We start from the raw sequence: 18,872 nt of genomic DNA, 5'->3' as shown, positions 1-18,872 counted from the left end.
CCCCGGCGTTCGCCGGGGCGACGATGAAGGGAATTAGCGAATAACGGCAGCGACCGCAGCCACCACGTTATCCAGATTGTTGCGGTTGAGCGCCGCAACGCAGATGCGTCCGGTGCCGATGGCGTAGATCGCATGCTCTTCGCGCAGACGATCCACCTGCGCCTTGCTCAGGCCCGAGTAGGAGAACATGCCCGCCTGCTGCTGGATGAAGCCGAACTGCGGCGCACCGTTCGCGGCCAGCTTTTCCACCATGCCGGCACGCATCGCGTGGATGCGTTCGCGCATTTCGGTGAGTTCCTGTTCCCACAGCGCGCGCAGCTCGACGCTGTTGAGCACGCCGGCCACCAGCGCGCCACCGTGCGTGGACGGGCTGGAATAGATCGAGCGGATGATGCGCTTGACCAGCGACTGCACGCGCAGCGCTTCGTCGCGCGTCGCGCCGACGATCGACAGCGCACCCACGCGCTCGCCATACAGCGAGAACGACTTGGAATACGAATTGGCCACCACGAACGAATCGATGCCCGATTCGGCGAACAGGCGCACCGCCGCGGCGTCTTCGTCGATGCCTTTGTCGAAGCCCTGGTAAGCCATGTCGATGAAGGGCAGCAGCTTGCGATCCTTCACCACCGCAACGACCTGCTTCCATTGCTCTATCGACAGATCCACACCGGTGGGGTTGTGGCAGCAGGCGTGCAGCAGCACCACGGTGCCGGGTTCGAGCTTGTTGAGATCGGCCAGCATGCCCGCGAAATCCAACCCGTTGGTGGCGGCGTCGTAATAGCCGTAGTCCACCACCTCGAAGCCGGCTGCGTTGAACACTACGCGATGGTTTTCCCAGCTCGGACTGCTGATCGCCACCTTGGCCTTGGGCAGAGCTTTCTTCAGCAGTTCGGCGCCCACGCGCAGCGCGCCGCTACCGCCGATGGTCTGCGAGGTAGCCACGCGGCCAGCCGCCAGCAGCGGCGAATCCGGGCCGAACACCAGCTTTTGCGTGGCCTGCGTGTAGGAAGGCAAGCCGTCGATAGGCAGATAGCCGCGCGGCAGTGATTCTTTCGCCAGTGCCTCTTCCACCTGGCGCACGGCGCGCAGCACGGGAATACGACCGCTCTCGTCGTAATAAATGCCCACGCCCAGATTGACTTTGCCGGGGCGCGAATCGGCCACGAAAGCTTCGGTGAGGCCCAGGATCGGATCGCCTGGGGTCATTTCAACGGATGCGAAATGGGACACGGTTCTACTCGAAAAATGGAAGAAGAGATATGGACGTCCAGACGTCCGCCTTGAGTTGTACGGTTCAGCTGTTTTCGCTTTCCGAACCTGCCAGCCAGCCGTGGACGTCGGCGCGCCTGGCCCCTTCCCGCGAACCCAGCGCGGCGAAATCGAACAGCTTGCGATCGGCCAGTTGCGAGGGCGCCACGTTGCCCAGTGCGCGAAACATGGTCTCGCTGCGTCCGGGATACTGGCGCTCCCAATCCTGCAACATGCGACCGACCGCCTTGCGCTGCAAGTTCTCCTGCGAGCCACAGAGATTACAGGGAATGATCGGAAACTGCTTGTGTTCGGCGTACTCGGCGATATCGCTTTCCTTGCAATACGCCAGCGGACGGATCACCACGTGGCGCCCGTCGTCCGAGCGCAGCTTGGGCGGCATCGCCTTCAGGTTGGCCTGATGAAACAGGTTGAGGAAAAACGTGGCTAGGATGTCGTCGCGATGATGCCCCAGCGCGATCTTGGTGACGCCGTTCTGCGTCGCCCAGCGGTACAGCGCGCCGCGGCGCAGGCGCGAGCACAGGCTGCACATGGTCTTGCCTTCGGGAATCACCCGCGTCACCGTGCTGTAGGTGTCCTGCTCGATGATGTGGAACGGCACACCGCGCCCGGCGAGGTATTCGGGCAGCACGTGCTCGGGAAAGCCCGGCTGCTTCTGGTCCAGGTTCACCGCCACCAGCTCGAAGCGCACCGGCGCCTTCGCCTGCAGCGACAGCAGCACGTCGAGCATGGTGTACGAATCCTTGCCGCCGGACAGGCACACCATCAGCTTGTCGCCGTCCTCGATCATGTTGAAGTCGGCGATCGCCTGGCCGACCTGGTGGCGCAGGCGCTTGGCCAGCTTGGCGGCTTCATAGGCGCGCTTGCGCGCGGGATCGGGCGGCGTGGCCTCGGGGTGAGCGGACATGGCGGGCAAGGAATGCGGCAGTAAGCGGGACATTGTACCCCGCCCGCCGGCCGCGTCCCGGCGCGTTACAATGGCTGCTTACCGTCGTCGCCCACGCTGATTCCGCCCATGCAGGCCCAGGACCCCGCCCAGATCGCCCATTTGCTGGCCGAATTGCGCCAGGAGCACCGCGACCTGGACGTGGCTATCCAGCAGATGTCCACGTCGCTCGGCTGCGATGAGCTGCAGATTACCCGCATGAAGAAGCGCAAGCTGCTGCTGAAGGACGCCATTGCACGGCTGGAAAGCAAGCTGATTCCGGATCTGGATGCCTGAGGGGCAAGGAGCGGGAATCGCAAATCGTCAATCGGAAATCGTTAGGGCCTGTTCTCACGCTGGCTCTCTGCTTTTACGATCACGGTTCCCCGATCAATGATTCCCGCACCCATGCCCACCCTCACGCCTGTCCGCCTCGAAGACGATTACGTCCTGCTCGAACCCCTAGGCCTGCATCACGTTGCCGAGCTCGAAGCGGCCGCCGCCGACGGCGAACTATGGAACCTGTGGTTCACCAGCGCCCCCGCGCCGGGCGAGGCGCGCGGCTACATCGAGAAGGCGCTGGCCGGACTGGCCGCGAACGCGATGCTGCCGTTCGCAGTGCGCGAGAAAACCAGCGGGCAGATCGTCGGCACCACGCGCTACTACGATTTCGCGCCGGAGCTGCCGCGCATCGCCATCGGCTACACCTGGTACGCCAAGCGCTGGCAGAAGAGCCACCTCAACACCGCCTGCAAGCGCCTGCTGCTGAAGCATGCCTTCGAGAGCCTGGACTGCGTGGCGGTGGAATTCCACACCGACCACCGCAACCTCGACTCCCAGCGCGCGATCGAGCGCCTGGGCGCGCACAAGGATGGCGTGCTGCGCGCCCACAAGCGTCGTCCGGACGGCACGCTGCGCAATACGGTGTGTTACTCCATCCTGGCGGGCGAATGGCCCGACGTGCAGCGCTGGCTGGATATGCGGCTGGAGCGGCTCAGCGCGCAGGCGCACGCCTGATCCTAAATTGGGGTGCAAACCCCAACATCGTGATCCTGATGGACATGGCAACGTTGGGGTTTGCACCCCAACCTACGGCCTCGATGCCAAAAATGCGCATGGTTTCGAATGAAACAACATCGTTGCGCATGAAACGAAAATCGCGCGAGTGCTTGATGAATATGGACGTTTAGCCATCCAAACACGTCGAAATCGGCAATTCGGAAAATTTCTCATAAAAAAGTAGTTGACACGTCTAGCCACCTGCCTTACGGTCGACGACATGCCGCAACGCAACAGCCATCGCGAATTCATCGCTGCGATCCGTCCACCGACGGTCGAGATGCTGCCGTTCGCCGGCCTCCTTCTTATTTCCCTTGTACTCGTACTCCTCATTACCAACGGAGGTGCGGGCTGAGGGCGCGTGTCAAGGTAAAGCAGAACTAACCTAGATACCCCAAAGAACCCCGCACCCGACAAGGATGCGGGGTTTTTTATCGCCTCTTAGCCAGCCCAAAACGGAGCCAGGCATGACCCCCCAGACAGCACAACCGAACGACACCGCCGAGGGCGGCGAAAGCGCCGAAGATTGCGTACGCATTTTCGACACCACGCTGCGTGACGGTGAACAGGCCCCCGGTTTTTCCATGGACCGGCGCGCGAAATTGTGCATGGCACAAGCCCTGGAAACGCTGGGCGTGGACATCCTGGAGGCGGGTTTTCCGCAGGCGTCGCCGGATGATTTCGCCGCCGTCGACGAGATCGCGCGAAGCCTGCGCCACACCACCGTCGCCGCGCTGGCGCGATGTCAAACCGGCGACATCGACACCGCAGCACGCGCACTGGAACGCGCGCATCGATCCCGCATTCACCTGTTTCTCTCCACCAGTCCGTTGCATCGCGAGCACAAGCTCGGCATGAGCAAGCAGCAGGTACTGGACACCGCCGTCGCCTCCATCCTGCACGCACGCAAATACTGCGCTGACGTCGAATTCTCCGCCGAAGACGCACTGCGCACCGAGCCCGAATTCCTGGTCGAAGTCTTCAGCGCCGCCATCGCCGCCGGCGCCACCACCGTCAACGTTCCGGATACCGTGGGCTATACCACGCCCGCCGAGATCTACGAGCTGTTCGCCTACCTGCGCCAGCACGTGCGCGATGCGCACAAGGCGGTGTTCTCCTCCCATTGCCACGATGATCTGGGCATGGCCGTGGCCAACAGCCTGGCCGCCGTGAGCGCCGGCGCACGCCAGGTGGAATGCACCATCAACGGCATCGGCGAGCGCGCTGGCAATGCCGCGCTGGAAGAAATCGTGATGGCGCTGAAGGTCCGCGCACCGCGCTTCGGCCTCACCACCCACATCGACACGCACAAGCTCTACCCCACCTCGCGCCTGCTGAGCCAGGTCACCGGCCAGGCGGTACAGCGCAACAAGGCCGTGGTGGGCGACAACGCGTTCGCGCATGAGTCGGGCATCCATCAGCACGGCATGCTCAAGCATCGCAACACCTACGAAATCATGCGTCCGGAAGATGTAGGTATCGCCGAAACCACGCTGGTGCTGGGCAAGCATTCGGGCCGCCATGCGCTGCGCCAGCGCCTGCAGGCACTGGGACACACGCTGGAAGAAGCGGAACTGGATAGCGTATTCAAGCGCTTCAAGGCACTGGCCGACCGCAAGCGCGAGATCCGCGACGAAGACCTGGAAGCACTGGCCCTGGGCCAGGATCCGGACGCGACCGGTCCGTGGCATCTGACCCAGCTCAACACCGCTTCGCATCTGAACAGCAGCGCCTCCGCCTCGGTGAAGCTGACCCATGACGATGGCCGCGAAGTCGGCGAAGCGGCGATCGGCGATGGCCCGGTCGACGCCGTGCTGCGCGCGATCGAACGCGCCACCGGCACCGACATGGTGCTGACGCGCTTCCAGGTGCGCGCAATCAGCGAAGGCGGCGATGCGCAAGGCCAGGCGCAACTGACCGCGCAGCACGCCGAGCGCGACTGGAACGGCAGCGGCGTGAGCACCGACATCATCGAAGCGACCGCACGCGCCGCGCTGGCCATCGTCAACCGCATCGAACGGCAGGGCTCGTCCAAGCGCCTGCATCCGCAACTTGAAGACGGTGATCGGGAAGGATCGCCGTTCGACCTTCGCGAGCACGGACGGTCGCCACAGGAGATCTCCGCATGACTACGCCCTTCCTCTGGCACAACGGCCGCATCAAGCCTTGGGCCGAAGCCACCTGCCACGTCAGCACGCACGCGCTGCATTACGGATCGTCCGTATTCGAAGGCGAGCGCGTGTACGCCACGCCGGAAGGGCCGGCCTATTTCCGCCTGGCCGATCACACGCGCCGCCTGTTCGAATCGGCGCGCGTGTACGAGATCGAGGTCGGCTACACGGAAGACCAAATCAACGAAGCGTGCCTGGAACTGATCCGCGCCAATCGGATGGCCTCTGCCTATGTCCGACCGATTGTCTTTCGCGGCGCCGGCGGGCTCGGCGTTCTCCCCAGGGACGGCGCGCCCGTCGACGTCGCGATCATGGCCATGGAATGGGGTGCGTACCTGGGCGAAGCGGCCGAGCGTGGCGCGGACGTATGCGTGTCCTCGTGGAACCGCGCGGCGCCCAACACCTTCCCCAGCTGGGCGAAGGCCGGCGGCAATTACCTGAGCAGCCAGCTGATCGGCCTGGAAGCGCGTCGCGGCGGTTTCGATGAAGGCATCGCGCTGGGCTACAACGGCCTGCTGAGCGAAGGCGCGGGCGAGAACCTGTTCCTGATCAAGCGCGGCAAGCTGCTCACGCCGCCGTCCAGCGCCGGCATCCTGGCCGGCATCACGCGCGACACGGTGATCACGCTGGCCAACGATCTGGGCTACGTGGTCGAAGAACGCGACCTGCCGCGCGAAGCGCTGTACAGCGCCGACGAAGTGTTCATGACCGGCACCGCGGCGGAAATCACGCCGGTGCGCTCGGTCGACCGCAAGAAAGTCGGCAACGGCACACCCGGCCCGATCACGCGCGCGCTGCGCGATGCGTTCTTTGGCCTGTTCGATGGCCGCACGCAAGACCGATACGGTTGGTTGACCCACGTCGAAACCATTGCAGCAAAGGAAGTCGCATGAGCGCGCGCACGCTATTTGAAAAAATCTGGGATGCTCACGTCGTGGCGCCCGAATCGGTCGATACGCCGGCGGTGCTGTATATCGACCTGCACCTGGTGCACGAAGTCACCTCGCCGCAGGCATTCAGCGAGCTGCGCTCACGCGGGCTGAAGCTGCGCCGCCCCGATCGCACGCTGGCCACACTGGATCATTCCACGCCTACGCTGCCGGCAGCGGCGAATGGCGAGCGTCCCTACGCGAACGCCGAAGCGAAGGCGCAGGTCGCGCAGTTGGAAGCAAATTGCCGCGAATTCGGCGTGCAGTTGTACGGCTGGGAAAGCAGCGATCGCGGCATCGTGCACGTGATCGGTCCCGAGCTGGGCGCCACGCAGCCGGGGATGACGATCGTGTGCGGCGACAGCCACACCTCCACCCACGGTGCATTCGGCGCGCTGGCGTTCGGCATCGGCACCACTGAAGTGGGTCACGTGATGGCCACGCAATGCCTGCTGCAACGCAAGCCGAAAACCTTCGCCATCCACGTCGACGGCAAGCTGCCGCGCGGCGTCGGCGCGAAGGATCTGATCCTGCACATCATCGGCGAGATCGGCGTCGACGGCGGCACCGGCTACGTGCTGGAGTACCGCGGCGAAGCGATCGAAGCGCTGTCGATGGAAGAGCGCATGACGGTATGCAACATGTCGATCGAAGCGGGCGCACGCGCCGGCTTGATCGCACCAGATGAAACCACCTTCGCCTGGCTGAAAGGCCGCCCGCGCGCACCTCAGGGCGCCGCATGGGAGGCCGCCGTGCAACGCTGGCGCGGACTGCGCAGCGACGAAGGTGCCAAGTACGACCGCGAAGTACGCATCGACGCCAGCCAGATCCGCCCCACTGTCACCTACGGCACGCATCCGGGCATGGCGATCGCGATGGACAAGCCCGTGCCTGCCGCACGCAATGCGGTCGAACAACGCGCGCTGGACTACATGCAGGCGAAGGCCAACCAGCCGATGCAAGGCATGGCGGTGGACGTCGTGTTCATCGGCAGCTGTACCAACTCGCGTCTGTCCGACTTGCGCGAAGCGGCCAACGTGATGCGTGGCCGCCACGTCGCCAACGGCGTGCGTGCGCTGGTCGTACCCGGTTCCGAAGCGGTGCGCCGCGATGCTGAAAAAGAAGGCTTGCACGAGGTGTTTCTGGCCGCCGGTGCCGAATGGCGCATCCCGGGCTGCTCGATGTGCATCGCCATGAACGGCGACCTGGCGCAACCGGGCCAGCTGGTGGTGAGCACCTCCAACCGCAATTTCGAAGGCCGCCAGGGCAAGGGCGCGCGCACGGTGCTGGCCAGCCCGGCCACCGCCGCCGCATCGGCCATTGCCGGCACCATCGCCGATCCACGCGAATACCTGACGGAGGTGGCCGCATGAAACCTGTAACGCGTATTCATTCGCGCACCGCAGTTCTGCCCGACGAAAACATCGACACCGATCGCATCATCCCTGCGCGCTTCCTCACCACCACCGAACGCGCTGGCCTGGGCAAATTCTGCTTCAACGATTGGCGTTATCGTCAGGACGGCAGCGACAACCCGGATTTTCCGCTCAACAAGCCGGAAGCGAAGGGTTGCTCCATCCTGGTCGCCGGCCGCAATTTCGGCTGTGGCTCCTCGCGCGAACACGCGCCGTGGGCGCTGCTCGATTACGGCATCCAGGCCGTGCTGTGCAGCGAGATCGCCGACATCTTCCGCGGCAACGCGCTGAAGAACGGCCTGCTGGCCATCGTGCTGGACGAAGCCGAGCACCGCTGGCTGCTGCAGAACCCCGGCGTGGAACTGGCGATCGACGTGCGCGAGCAGACCATCCAGTTGCCGGACGGTGGCCTGATCCGCTTCAAGCTGGAAGCGTTCGCGCGCCACTGCCTGCTCAACGGCGTGGACCAGCTCGGCTTCCTGCTGCAGCACAACGACGCAATCACCCATTACGAACAGATCCAGGAGAAGGCGGCATGAAAGCGCGCATCGTTACCCTGCCCGGCGACGGCGTAGGTCCCGAAGTTCTCGACGCGGCTGTTGCCGTCTTGCAGGCCGTTGCCGAACGCAGTGGCCACACCTTCGAATTTGAAACACAGCTGATCGGCGGCTGCGCCATCGACGCCACCGGCGAACCGCTGCCGGCCGCCACGCTGGAAGCCTGCAAGAAAGCTGATGCGGTGTTCCTGGGCGCGGTGGGCGGACCGAAGTGGTCCGATCCGCAGGCGAAGGTTCGCCCCGAGCAAGGTTTATTAGCGATCCGCGCTGCATTGGGCGTATACGCCAACCTGCGTCCGCTGCAGGTGCATCCGGCGCTGGCTTCGCTGTCGCCGCTGAAGAACGAAAAGCTGAAGCACGTCGACGTACTGTTCGTGCGCGAACTGACCGGCGGCGCGTACTTCGGCGCCAAGACGCGCACTACCGATACCGCCACCGACGAATGCAAGTACACCGTGGCCGAAGTCGAACGCGTCACGCGCCGCGCCTTCGAACTGGCGCGCGAACGCCGCCAGCACGTCACCTCGGTGGACAAGGCGAACGTACTGGAAACCTCGCGCCTGTGGCGCAGCACGGTCACGCGCATCGCTGCTGAATATCCGGACGTGAAGCTGGAGCACCAGCTCGTCGATTCGATGGCGATGCTGCTGCTGACGCAGCCCTCGCGCTACGACGTGGTCGTTACCGAAAACCTGTTCGGCGACATTCTCACCGACGAGGCGGCCGCACTGGCCGGTTCGCTGGGCCTGCTGCCTTCGGCCTCGCTGGGCGAAGGCAAGGTCGGCCTGTACGAGCCGATCCACGGCTCGGCGCCGGATATCGCGGGACAAGGCGTGGCCAATCCGGTCGGCGCAATTCTTTCCGCGGCGATGTTGCTGCGTCATTCGCTGGGACTGGAGATCGAAGCCACCACCATCGAAGCGGCGGTGAACCACGTGCTGACCAATGGCCCGCATACCCGCGACATCGGCGGCAAGGCCGGTACGGCCGAGATCCGCGATGCGGTGATCACCGCCCTCGACGACGTCGCCACGCCCGCCTTTCTGTGCGGCCTGCGTGCCTGCGGTTGAACGGAGCGACGATGCGTAGCGATCTGATCAAAACCGGCCCCGACCGCGCCCCCGCGCGCGCCATGCTGCGCGCCACCGGCCTCAAGGATGGTGACATCACCAAACCGCTGGTGGCGGTGGTGCATACCTGGTCCAACGTAAGCCCGTGCAACCTCAACCTGCGCGACCTGGCCGAGCACGTTTCGGCTGGTATCCGCGCCGCCGGCGGCACGCCGATCGAGTTCAACACCATCGCCGTCACCGACGGTATCGCGATGGGCACGCCCGGCATGCGCGCTTCGCTGATCAGCCGCGAGGTGATCACCGATTCGATCGAACTGGCGGTGGATGGCCACTGCCTCGACGCGATGGTGGTGCTGTGCGGCTGCGACAAGACCATTCCCGCCGCCGCGATGGCGATGGCGCGCTTGAACATTCCTGCGGTCGCGCTATACGGCGGCAGCATCGCGCATGGCAATCACAATAATCATCCGATCACCATCCAGCAGGTGTTCGAGGCGGTCGGCGCGCACGGCGCCGGCAAGATCGACGATGCCGAATTGGCTGCCGTCGAAAAAGACGCCTGCCCCGGCGCCGGCGCCTGCGGCGGCCAGTTCACCGCCAACACCATGGCGATGGTGCTGCAGACGCTGGGCCTGTCGCCGATGGGTTTCAATGACATTCCCGCCACGCATCCGGCCAAGGCGCATGCCGCGTACCGCTGTGGCGAGCTGGTGATGGATTGCCTGCGCGCGCAACGCAAGCCGCTGGATATCCTGAGCCGCACCGCTTTCAGCAACGCTGCACGCATGGTCGCCGCCACCGCCGGTTCCACCAACGCGGTGCTGCATCTGCTGGCGATTGCACGCGAAGCCGGCGTGCCGTGGACGATCGAGGATTTCGAACCGGCCTCCGTGCACACGCCGGTGATCGCCGACCTGCTGCCGGGCGGCCGCTACACCGCGGTCGAATTGTTCGGCGCGGGCGGCAGCGCGCGCGTCGCGCAGGAACTGATCGCCGCCGGCATGCAGGAAGACACCCCCACCGTGACCGGCCGCAGCCTGTTCGAGGAAGCCGCCGCCGCACCGCGCGCCGAACAGCAGGACGTGGTGCATCCGGTGAGCCAGCCGCTGAAACCACGCGGCGGTTATTCGATCCTGTACGGCAATCTGGCGCCGGAAGGCTGCATCCTGAAACTGGCCGGCAAAGGCGCCACGCATTTCGAAGGCCGCGCACGCGTGTTCGAAAGCGAGGAACAAGCCTTCGCCGCGGTGCAGGCCGGCAAGCTCGCCAAGGGCGACGTGGTCGTGATCCGCAACGAAGGCCCCGCCGGCGGCCCCGGCATGCGCGAAATGCTGGGCGTCACCGCAGCCCTGATCGGCCGCGGCATGGGCGATGACGTCGCGCTGATCACCGACGGGCGCTTCTCCGGCGCCACGCACGGCTTCATGGTCGGACACATTGCGCCGGAAGCCGCACGCGGCGGCCCGATCGCGCTGCTGCACGAAGGCGATCGCATCGTGATCGACGCGCAGTCGCGCACGATTTCCACCGATGCCGATCTCGCCACACGCCGCGCCAGCTGGCAGCCGCCCGCGCCGAAAGTCACGCGCGGCGCGCTGGCCAAATACGCACAACTGGTGGGTTCGGCCTCCGAAGGCGCCACCACGCATCCCTCTACCCAACCCACCAAACAAACCGTCACACGTACCGACGCAGGAGTCACCGCATGAGCACCACCGCCACCACCGAAACGCTCGCCAAGGCGCGCATCGCCGTTCTTGGCTACGGCAGCCAGGGGCGCGCCCACGCGCTCAACCTGAAGGACTCGGGCCTGGACGTCGTCGTCGGCCTGCGCCCGAACGGCCCCACTTGGCAGAAGGCCGTGGCCGACGGCTTCCACGTGGTCGAGCCGGGCGAAGCCGTGCGCGGCGCCGACCTGGTCGCCGTGCTGACGCCGGACATGGTGCAGGCCACGCTGTACAAGCAGTCGATCGAACCGAACATCAAGCCCGGCGCCGCGCTGCTGTTCGCGCATGGCCTGAACGTGCACTTCAAGATGATCGAACCGCGCAGCGATATCGACGTAGTGCTGGTCGCACCGAAGGGCCCGGGCGCACTGGTGCGCACCGAATACGAACGCGGCCGTGGCGTGCCGTGCATCTACGCCGTGTACCAGGACGTGAGCGGCCACGCTGAAGAAAAGGCCACCGCCTATGCCGCCGGCCTGGGTGGCGCGCGCGCCATGCTGATCAAGACCGACTTCAAGGAAGAAACCGAAACGGATCTCTTCGGCGAGCAGGCCGTACTGTGCGGCGGCGCCAGCGAACTGGTGATGAAGGGCTTCGAGGTGCTGGTGGAAGCCGGTTACCAGCCCGAGATCGCCTATTACGAAGTGCTGCACGAACTGAAGTTGATCGTGGACCTGTTCTACGAAGGCGGCATCACCAAGATGCTGGAATTCGTCTCCGAAACCGCGCAGTACGGCGACTACGTCAGCGGCCCGCGCGTGATCGACGCCGCCACGAAGGAACGCATGAAGGGCGTGCTCAAGGACATCCAGGACGGCACCTTCACGCGCAACTGGGTGGCCGAATACCAGGCCGGCCTGCCGAACTACAAGAAGTGGAAGCAGGCCGATCTCGATCACCCGATCGAGCAGGTCGGCGCCAAGCTGCGTGCGCGCATGGCGTGGCTGCAGAGCGGCGCAAAAGCCGATCAACCTGCACTGAAGAAGGTTGGTTAACCCCATGCGGCGCTCACTCTTTCCCCCTCCCTCCGGCGAGTGAGCGCCGCATGGCTCTCTTGAGGACGCATCCATGAAACGTTTCCACATCGCGCTTGCCGTTGGCGATCTTCGCGACTCCATCGCCGATTACAGCGCACGCCTCGGCCAGCGTCCGAATGTCGTGGTCGAGGACAAGTACGCGATGTGGCGCACGGACCTCTTGAATTTCTCGATCAACCAGAACGCCGAGCGCGCCGGCCAGTTGCGGCACATCGGCTTCGAGGAAGACAGCGCGGAAGGCTTCAGCAGCACATCGGATGTGAACGGTATCGAGTGGGAACTCTTTTCCGCGCAAGCGCAGGACGAGCGCATCGTTGAGATGTACGGCGTACCCGTCCGCGTTTGACGGAAGGCGCCCCTTTAATCATCCACCCGCAACACATGCTTCAAATACACCAAGGATCGACGTGAACATGCCACTGCTGAAACCCACACCCGCTGCCGATGCCAAACTGGCCGTCGCGCATCATCCGCTGGCAGGCACTGCCATGAGCGGGGCGGATGTCGTCGTACAAGTGCTGGCGGATGAAGGCGTGGAGGTACTCTTTGGCTATTCCGGCGGCGCGATCCTGCCCGTCTACGACGCGGTGTTCCGTCACAACGCGGAACATCTCAAACCTGACGGCAGCGAACCGATGCCGCTGATCGTGCCCGCCAATGAACAAGGCGCGGGCTTCATGGCTTCCGGCTATGCGCGTGCGTCGGGCAAGGTCGGCGTCGCCATCGTTACCTCCGGCCCCGGCGCCACCAACATGGTGACGCCAGTGCGCGACTCCACTGCCGATTCGATTCCGCTGGTGGTGATCTGCGGCCAGGTCGCCACGCAGGCGATCGGCAGCGATGCGTTCCAGGAAGCGCCGATCAGCAACATCATGAGTTCCTGCGCCAAGCACGTGTTCCTGGTCACCGAGGCGGAGAAACTGGAAGCCACGCTGCGCACCGCATTCACCATCGCGCGCAGCGGTCGTCCCGGTCCGGTGGTGGTGGACGTGCCCAAAGACATCCAGAACGCCAGCGTCATCTTCGATGGCCAGAAGGAGCTTCCGCTGCCCGGCTATCGTGCGCGCCTGCGCGCGGTGGAACAGGCCACCTTGAGCGACGCCGACTGCGAGGCTTTTTTTAGCGCCCTGCTACAGGCGAAACGCCCGTTGATCTACGCCGGCGGCGGTATCGTCGCCAGCGGCTCGAGTGACGTGCTGCGCGATTTCGTCGAGACGTTCGGCCTGCCGGTGACTACCACGCTGATGGGTATCGGCGGCTTCGACACCACCCATCCGCTGGCGCTGCACATGCTGGGCATGCACGGCACGGCATATGCGAACTATGCGGTGGAAGATTGCGATTTCCTGTTCGCGCTCGGTGCGCGTTTCGACGACCGCGTCGCCAGCGTGCCATCGCAGTTTGCGCCGAAGGCGAAATTCATTGCGCACATCGATATCGATCCGGCCGAGATCAACAAGGTGAAACCGGCCGATTGGCATCACGTGGGCCCCTTGGATCGCGCGCTGCAACGCCTCACGCAGCACGGCAAGGCGCACGGCCACCAGCCCGTGCTGGCGGATTGGCACGCGCATCTTGCCGCACTGAAACGCAAGCACGCGATGAATTACGACCGCGACAGCGCCTTGATCCAGCCCTACGCGGTCCTGGAAGAGATCAACCGCCACACGCAGGGCCGCGCCATCATCACCACCGGCGTGGGCCAGCATCAGATGTGGTCGGCGCAGTACCTGGATTTCCGCGCGCCGCGGCATTGGCTCACCTCCGGCTCGATGGGCACGATGGGCTTCGGCCTGCCCGCCGCGGTCGGCGCACAGTTCGCGCGGCGCGACAGCCTGGTGATCGACATCGACGGCGATGCCAGCATCCGCATGAACCTGGGCGAGCTGGAAACCGTCACCACCTATGGCCTGCCGGTGAAGGTCGTGGTGCTCAACAACGTCGGCGACGGCATGGTGCGGCAGTGGCAGAAGCTGTTCTTCAAGGGCCGCTTCGCTTCTTCCGACAAGAGCCTGCACCGCAAGGATTTCGTGCGCGCCGCCGAAGCCGACGGCTTTGCCTGGGCGCGCCGCCTGGAACGCCGCGAGGACCTGGCCGCCACCGTCGCCGAATTCCTGGCGTTCGAGGGGCCGGCGTTCCTCGAAGTGATGATCGACCCGGATGCCGGCGTGTATCCGATGGTCGGCCCGGGCGCCAACTATTCGCAAATGATCACCGGCGATTTCATTCCGGCGCGCGCGGTCGCGCACACTGGCGAAGCTGCCGCTTCCGATAGTTTCTAAGCATCAACACGATTGATCGACACACCACAGGAACAGGCCATGCAACACACGCTTTCCATCCTTCTGCAGAACGAAGCCGGCGCGCTGGTGCGCGTCGCAGGCCTGTTTGCCGCACGCGGACACAACATCGACACCCTGACCGTGGCCCCGACGGCCGACCCTGCCGTATCGCACCTGCTGCTGACCGTGCGCGGTGACAACGACGTGCTCACCCAGATCCTGCAGCAAACGCGCAAGCTGGTCGACGTACTGCAGGTTCAGCACGCGACACACGCATGAACGCGAGACTGGCGGATAACGATCCGGCGACCGCCGCCGCATCGGTCGTGCAGCGCGCCGAAACGGCGCACGTGTACGACGTGGCACAACGTACGGCGCTGGAGCGCGCAGCGCTGCTGTCCGAACGACTGGCCGCAACGGTGCTGCTCAAGCGCGAGGATCAGCAGCCGGTGTTTTCGTTCAAGCTGCGCGGCGCCTACAACCGCATGGCGCAGCTCGATGCGGCTGAACGCGCGCGCGGCGTGGTCGCCGCCTCCGCCGGCAATCATGCACAAGGCGTGGCGCTGGCCGCATCACGCCTGAAGATCCACGCCACCATCGTGATGCCGGTGACGGCGCCGCAGGTGAAAGTGGATGCGGTGCGGCGCTTCGGCGGCGCCTATACCGAAGTGGTGCTGCACGGCGATTCCTACAGCGATGCGCAAGCCGAAGCGCAGCGCCTGCGCGAAGCGCGCGGCGCCACCTTCGTGCATCCGTTCGACGATCTGGACGTGATCGCGGGACAAGCCACCATCGGGCTGGAACTGCTGGCGCAATATCAGGAACCGCTGCACGCCGTGTTCGTGCCGATCGGCGGCGGCGGCTTGGCCGCCGGTGTGGCCGCCGTGATCAAGGCACGCCGCCCCGACGTGCGTGTGATCGGCGTGCAGGCCAGCGATGCCGATTCGATGGCGCGCGCGCTCGAAGTCGGCGAACGCGTGGTGCTGGATGAAGTAGGCCTGTTTGCCGACGGCACCGCCGTGAAGCAGGTTGGCACGCAAACGTTTTCGCTATGCCAGCAATACCTCGATGACGTCCTGCGCGTGGATACCGACGCCATCTGCGCGGCGATCCGCGACATCTACCAGGATACGCGCTGCATTCCCGAGCCTTCCGGCGCGCTCGCGCTGGCGGGGCTCAAGCAGTACGTGGCCGGGCACGGCCCGCTCGATGGCGCGGTGGTGGCGGTGGTGTCCGGCGCCAACATGAATTTCGATCGCCTGCGTTTCGTGGCCGAACGCGCGGAAGTCGGCGAACAGCGCGAAGCCGTGTTCGCGGTGACCATCCCGGAACAGCGCGGCAGTTTCCGCCGTTTCTGCAGCGCGCTGGGCCAGCACGCGATCACCGAATTCAATTACCGTATCGGCGATGCGCAAGCCGCACATATTTTCGTCGGCGTGCAGACCGCGCTGCGCAGCGAACGCGAGGCCTTGGTGACGGCGTTCCGCGCGAACGATTTCGGCGTACTCGACCTCACCGACGACGAACTGGCCAAGCTGCATCTGCGTCACATGATCGGCGGTCGCTCGCCGCTGGCGCGCGACGAGCGTCTTTATCGGTTCGACTTTCCCGAACGCCCCGGCGCATTGGCGCGTTTTCTGGATCGCATGCATCCGGACTGGAACATCAGCCTGTTCCACTATCGCAATCACGGCGCCGATTACGGCCGCATCCTGGTCGGCATCCAGGTGCCGCCGAGCGAACTGGCGCTGCTCAAGGATTTCCTTGCCGCACTGGGCTATCCGCACGTGGACGAAAGCGACAACCCGGCCTACCGGTTGCTGCTACGCGAATAGACGGCCGCGCAGGGATTCATCGATGGAGCTGCCGGCATCCAGTTCGAACACGTGGTTGTCGTAGTCGGTGAAATAGAGCGTGTCTTCGCGTGCCATGAAATGTTCGACATCAAACGTGGCGAGCTTGTCCGCATAGGACTTCAATTCGTGCCGGCTCACTTCGAAGGCGATATGGTCGCCGTTGCGCGAAGGCGGGCCTTCGCCCTGCCGCAGCACGAACCACACGCCGCCGAATTTGGCGAAGGTCTGCAGGTGCCCTTCGTCGTCCGGCCGGTCGGTGATCACCTGCGCGCCGAGCACGTCGGCAAACAGCTCCGCGGTGCGCGCAGGATCGCGCACGATAAGGGAAATATGTCCAATGAAAGTGCCCATGTTCGTCCACCCCGACGATCCAGCCCTCGACCGAGCCAGCGCAAATGTACTACTGGTCCGGCGCTCTGGCGTAACCGGTAAACCGGGCACGCTACACTAAGGTTCATGGCACCGACCTCCCGCAAGCGCCCGCGGCGCACCTCTCCCGCACCCGCTCCCCATCGCGCCCGCGCCGCCGTCACCGGCCGGGTATCGCCCCCGCCGCGCCCCGCCGATAGCTCAACCCGCGCGGCGCGTGTGCTGGATGCCCTGTTGCAGAAGCTGCCCGAGCGCCATCGCCAGAAGGCACACGACATTCTGGTCCTTACGCGCATGGACCGCCCGATCGGCGCTTTGCTGCTGCTGTGGCCGACCTGGTGGGCGCTATGGCTGGCGGCGGGGGATTTCCCCCCGTGGAAGCCCTTGATCATCTTCACCCTGGGCGTGTTCGCGATGCGCGCCGCCGGCTGCGCCATCAACGATTACGCCGACCGCCACCTCGACCCGCAGGTGGCCCGCACCGCTGGACGGCCGATCGCCGCCGGCCGGGTGACCCCGCGCGAGGCGCTGATCGTGTTCGCCGCGCTGCTGGTGTTCTCGTTCCTGCTGGTGCTGATGACCAATGCGCTGACTATCAAGCTCTCTTTCATCGGCGCCGCGCTGGCCGCGCTCTACCCCTTCACCAAGCGCTACACCGACTATCCGCAGGTGGTACTGGGCGCCGCCTTCGGCTGGGCCATCCCGATGGCCTTCGCCGCCGTGCAGAACACCGTACCGCCGGTGGGCTGGCTGCTGTTTATCGCGAACATTTTATGGTCGGTGATCTACGATACCGAATACGCAATGGTCGACCGCGAGGACGACCTCGCGGCCGGCGCACGTTCCACCGCGATCCTGTTCGGCGATGCGGACCTGCCGATCATCGGCGTACTGATGGGCACGATGCTGATCGCGCTGGTGATGATCGGCAATCGTGCGCACCTGGGTTGGCCGTATTGGTTGGCGGTCGCAGCGACCGCCGCATTGTTCGGCTGGCAACAATGGTTGATCCGCCATCGCGAACGCGATGCCTGCCTCGCCGCATTCCGCCACAACAACTGGGTGGGATTGATCCTTTGGGTGGGAATCGCACTAACGTTGGCAATCCGAACCAATTTATGAGCCTTTAGGGAACCTCTGAACAAATCGAAATGGACGACCAAACATCCGTCGTCACTCCGAATCCGTTAAATCTAATCCACTGGTATTAACGTAAGCCCCCGAAGAGGCCGCCTTTCTTCATGCACGCGCAGGCGTCATGGCCATCAGCTGGCGCCTGACCATCCACAGGTTCGACAGCGCAAACAGTGTCTTGATCTGCGCTGTGTTCTTCGCCAACCCTTTGTAGCGCACCTTCACGTAACCAAACTGGCGTTTGATCACCCGAAAGGGATGCTCCACGTGCGCACGAATCTGTGACTTGAGCTTTTCAAGCTTCTGCAGCGCACGCTTATATCGGCTAGGTTTCATCGCCTTGATCGCACCGCGCTTCCGGGCAATGTGCCATGCCAAGCGCCTGCTTGGCATACGCTTGGCTGCGCCGGTATAGCCGGCGTCAGCGTGCACGGACGTCTCCTTGCCATGCAGCAAGTTCGCGACCTCCACGACATCTGCCACGTTGGCCGCCGTGCCCGTGACGGTGTGCACCAAGCTAGAGCCAAGATCGACGCCAATATGCGCCTTCATGCCGAAGTAATACTGGTTGCCTTTCTTGGTTTGATGCATTTCAGGATCACGCGTCCTCTCCTGGTTTTTTGTCGAACTCGGTGCGTGAATAATTGTGGCGTCCACGATCGTGCCCTGCCGCAATAGCAGTTGCTTCTGCCCCAAATGGGCGTTCACCGTATCCAGAATCCTCTGCGCCAACTGGTGCTGTTCCAGCAACCGCCGGAACTTCAGGATGGTCGTCTCATCCGGGATCGCATCCTCGTTCAATTCCAAGCCGGCGAAGCGGCGCATGGATTCGATCTCATACAGCGCGTCTTCCATCGCCGGATCGCTCAAGGCGTACCACTGCTGCATGAAGTGAATGCGTAACATGGTCGACAGACCCATCGGCTGAACCGCCCCGGGTTTGCCGGAGGCTGTTTGATTTGAGTCACGCCGCTTCGGGCAGCACGCTCTGTGGTTGATAGTAATCGGCTTCGGCTTGCGCCGGTGTGCGGTAACCGATCGACGAAAGCAAACGTCGATGGTTATA

At 64.4% G+C, this 18,872-nt stretch carries 17 protein-coding genes and 1 pseudogene; 14 read left to right on the top strand and 4 right to left on the bottom strand.

Annotated elements, in window-relative coordinates; all coding sequences use genetic code 11:
* Positions 1 to 33: 33 nt before the first annotated feature.
* Complete coding sequence (locus ACTHNE_RS06360) at positions 34 to 1,233, bottom strand: amino acid aminotransferase (protein ID WP_324939344.1); 1,200 nt, start codon at positions 1,231 to 1,233, stop codon at positions 34 to 36.
* Between the two features lie 64 nt (positions 1,234 to 1,297).
* The gene (gene ttcA, locus ACTHNE_RS06355; RefSeq protein WP_324939341.1) at positions 1,298 to 2,212 is read right to left on the bottom strand and encodes a tRNA 2-thiocytidine(32) synthetase TtcA; all 915 of its coding nucleotides are present in this window, start codon (positions 2,210 to 2,212) and stop codon (positions 1,298 to 1,300) included.
* Between the two features lie 75 nt (positions 2,213 to 2,287).
* On the opposite strand from ttcA, the gene ACTHNE_RS06350 reads away from it, so the two are divergent.
* The 13 genes from ACTHNE_RS06350 to ilvA all read left to right on the top strand — a co-directional run bounded on the left by ACTHNE_RS06350 (position 2,288) and on the right by ilvA (position 16,282).
* Positions 2,288 to 2,494, top strand: a complete 207-nt coding sequence (locus ACTHNE_RS06350) for a YdcH family protein (protein WP_324939338.1) — start codon at positions 2,288 to 2,290, stop codon at positions 2,492 to 2,494.
* A 111-nt stretch (positions 2,495 to 2,605) separates the two neighbouring features.
* Positions 2,606 to 3,214: a GNAT family N-acetyltransferase gene (locus tag ACTHNE_RS06345; protein ID WP_324939335.1), complete on the top strand. Its 609-nt coding sequence runs from the start codon at positions 2,606 to 2,608 to the stop codon at positions 3,212 to 3,214.
* 509 nt (positions 3,215 to 3,723) lie between these two features.
* Positions 3,724 to 5,385 carry a 2-isopropylmalate synthase gene (locus ACTHNE_RS06340; RefSeq protein WP_324939332.1) on the top strand — a complete coding sequence of 554 codons (1,662 nt, stop codon included), beginning with the start codon at positions 3,724 to 3,726 and terminating at the stop codon, positions 5,383 to 5,385.
* Positions 5,382 to 6,320: a branched-chain amino acid transaminase gene (locus ACTHNE_RS06335; RefSeq protein ID WP_324939329.1), complete on the top strand. Its 939-nt coding sequence runs from the start codon at positions 5,382 to 5,384 to the stop codon at positions 6,318 to 6,320. Before ACTHNE_RS06340 ends, ACTHNE_RS06335 begins: the two co-directional genes overlap by 4 nt.
* Positions 6,317 to 7,729, top strand: a complete 1,413-nt coding sequence (leuC, locus tag ACTHNE_RS06330) for a 3-isopropylmalate dehydratase large subunit (RefSeq protein WP_440268788.1) — start codon at positions 6,317 to 6,319, stop codon at positions 7,727 to 7,729. The genes ACTHNE_RS06335 and leuC overlap by 4 nt, the downstream gene beginning before the upstream one ends.
* Positions 7,726 to 8,310: a 3-isopropylmalate dehydratase small subunit gene (gene leuD / locus ACTHNE_RS06325; RefSeq protein WP_324937443.1), complete on the top strand. Its 585-nt coding sequence runs from the start codon at positions 7,726 to 7,728 to the stop codon at positions 8,308 to 8,310. Before leuC ends, leuD begins: the two co-directional genes overlap by 4 nt.
* Entirely contained in the window at positions 8,307 to 9,398 is a 1,092-nt protein-coding gene (gene leuB, locus ACTHNE_RS06320; protein WP_324937441.1) for a 3-isopropylmalate dehydrogenase, read from the top strand. Before leuD ends, leuB begins: the two co-directional genes overlap by 4 nt.
* Positions 9,399 to 9,409: 11 nt before the next feature.
* A complete protein-coding gene (gene ilvD, locus ACTHNE_RS06315; protein WP_324937438.1) occupies positions 9,410 to 11,110 on the top strand; it encodes a dihydroxy-acid dehydratase in 1,701 nt (566 codons plus the stop codon).
* Complete coding sequence (ilvC, locus tag ACTHNE_RS06310) at positions 11,107 to 12,123, top strand: ketol-acid reductoisomerase (RefSeq protein ID WP_440268787.1); 1,017 nt, start codon at positions 11,107 to 11,109, stop codon at positions 12,121 to 12,123. The genes ilvD and ilvC overlap by 4 nt, the downstream gene beginning before the upstream one ends.
* A 73-nt stretch (positions 12,124 to 12,196) precedes the next feature.
* Positions 12,197 to 12,511, top strand: a complete 315-nt coding sequence (locus ACTHNE_RS06305) for a hypothetical protein (RefSeq protein WP_440268786.1) — start codon at positions 12,197 to 12,199, stop codon at positions 12,509 to 12,511.
* A gap of 67 nt (positions 12,512 to 12,578) precedes the next feature.
* The gene (gene ilvB, locus ACTHNE_RS06300) at positions 12,579 to 14,447 is read left to right on the top strand and encodes a biosynthetic-type acetolactate synthase large subunit (protein ID WP_324944591.1); all 1,869 of its coding nucleotides are present in this window, start codon (positions 12,579 to 12,581) and stop codon (positions 14,445 to 14,447) included.
* A gap of 39 nt (positions 14,448 to 14,486) precedes the next feature.
* Positions 14,487 to 14,726 carry an acetolactate synthase small subunit gene (ilvN, locus tag ACTHNE_RS06295; RefSeq protein ID WP_324944589.1) on the top strand — a complete coding sequence of 80 codons (240 nt, stop codon included), beginning with the start codon at positions 14,487 to 14,489 and terminating at the stop codon, positions 14,724 to 14,726.
* Entirely contained in the window at positions 14,723 to 16,282 is a 1,560-nt protein-coding gene (ilvA, locus tag ACTHNE_RS06290; protein WP_324944587.1) for a threonine ammonia-lyase, biosynthetic, read from the top strand. Before ilvN ends, ilvA begins: the two co-directional genes overlap by 4 nt.
* Here ilvA and ACTHNE_RS06285 read toward each other — a convergent pair.
* Positions 16,271 to 16,654, bottom strand: a complete 384-nt coding sequence (locus tag ACTHNE_RS06285) for a VOC family protein (RefSeq protein WP_324944585.1) — start codon at positions 16,652 to 16,654, stop codon at positions 16,271 to 16,273. The genes ilvA and ACTHNE_RS06285 overlap by 12 nt on opposite strands.
* A 237-nt stretch (positions 16,655 to 16,891) precedes the next feature.
* Between ACTHNE_RS06285 and ubiA the strand changes: the two genes are divergently transcribed.
* On the top strand, positions 16,892 to 17,794 hold the full coding sequence (ubiA, locus tag ACTHNE_RS06280) for a 4-hydroxybenzoate octaprenyltransferase (protein ID WP_324944598.1): 903 nt from the start codon (positions 16,892 to 16,894) through the stop codon (positions 17,792 to 17,794).
* A gap of 117 nt (positions 17,795 to 17,911) precedes the next feature.
* On the opposite strand, the pseudogene ACTHNE_RS06275 reads toward ubiA, so the two are convergent.
* A pseudogene (locus tag ACTHNE_RS06275) lies at positions 17,912 to 18,724 on the bottom strand (IS5 family transposase); the annotation flags it as partial.
* Between the last annotated feature and the right edge of the window lie 148 nt (positions 18,725 to 18,872).

This window comes from Dyella sp. (assembly GCF_051954575.1).
Taxonomy (GTDB): Bacteria; Pseudomonadota; Gammaproteobacteria; order Xanthomonadales; family Rhodanobacteraceae; genus Dyella_B.
The sequence above is the reverse complement of the archived record's forward strand: the minus strand, read 5'-3'. Positions and strand labels throughout refer to the sequence as shown.

Excerpts from the sequence above, each read along its gene's own strand:
- leuD (WP_324937443.1), top strand. The coding sequence starts at position 7,726 with ATGAAACCTGTAACGCGTATTCATTCGCGCACCGCAGTTCTGCCCGAC.
- ilvC (WP_440268787.1), top strand. The coding sequence starts at position 11,107 with ATGAGCACCACCGCCACCACCGAAACGCTCGCCAAGGCGCGCATCGCC.
- ACTHNE_RS06335 (WP_324939329.1), top strand. The coding sequence starts at position 5,382 with ATGACTACGCCCTTCCTCTGGCACAACGGCCGCATCAAGCCTTGGGCC.
- ACTHNE_RS06305 (WP_440268786.1), top strand. The coding sequence starts at position 12,197 with ATGAAACGTTTCCACATCGCGCTTGCCGTTGGCGATCTTCGCGACTCC.
- ilvD (WP_324937438.1), top strand. The coding sequence starts at position 9,410 with ATGCGTAGCGATCTGATCAAAACCGGCCCCGACCGCGCCCCCGCGCGC.
- ACTHNE_RS06285 (WP_324944585.1), bottom strand. The coding sequence starts at position 16,654 with ATGGGCACTTTCATTGGACATATTTCCCTTATCGTGCGCGATCCTGCG.
- ACTHNE_RS06345 (WP_324939335.1), top strand. The coding sequence starts at position 2,606 with ATGCCCACCCTCACGCCTGTCCGCCTCGAAGACGATTACGTCCTGCTC.
- ilvB (WP_324944591.1), top strand. The coding sequence starts at position 12,579 with ATGCCACTGCTGAAACCCACACCCGCTGCCGATGCCAAACTGGCCGTC.
- leuC (WP_440268788.1), top strand. The coding sequence starts at position 6,317 with ATGAGCGCGCGCACGCTATTTGAAAAAATCTGGGATGCTCACGTCGTG.
- ttcA (WP_324939341.1), bottom strand. The coding sequence starts at position 2,212 with ATGTCCCGCTTACTGCCGCATTCCTTGCCCGCCATGTCCGCTCACCCC.
- ACTHNE_RS06340 (WP_324939332.1), top strand. The coding sequence starts at position 3,724 with ATGACCCCCCAGACAGCACAACCGAACGACACCGCCGAGGGCGGCGAA.
- ilvN (WP_324944589.1), top strand. The coding sequence starts at position 14,487 with ATGCAACACACGCTTTCCATCCTTCTGCAGAACGAAGCCGGCGCGCTG.
- leuB (WP_324937441.1), top strand. The coding sequence starts at position 8,307 with ATGAAAGCGCGCATCGTTACCCTGCCCGGCGACGGCGTAGGTCCCGAA.
- ilvA (WP_324944587.1), top strand. The coding sequence starts at position 14,723 with ATGAACGCGAGACTGGCGGATAACGATCCGGCGACCGCCGCCGCATCG.
- ACTHNE_RS06350 (WP_324939338.1), top strand. The coding sequence starts at position 2,288 with ATGCAGGCCCAGGACCCCGCCCAGATCGCCCATTTGCTGGCCGAATTG.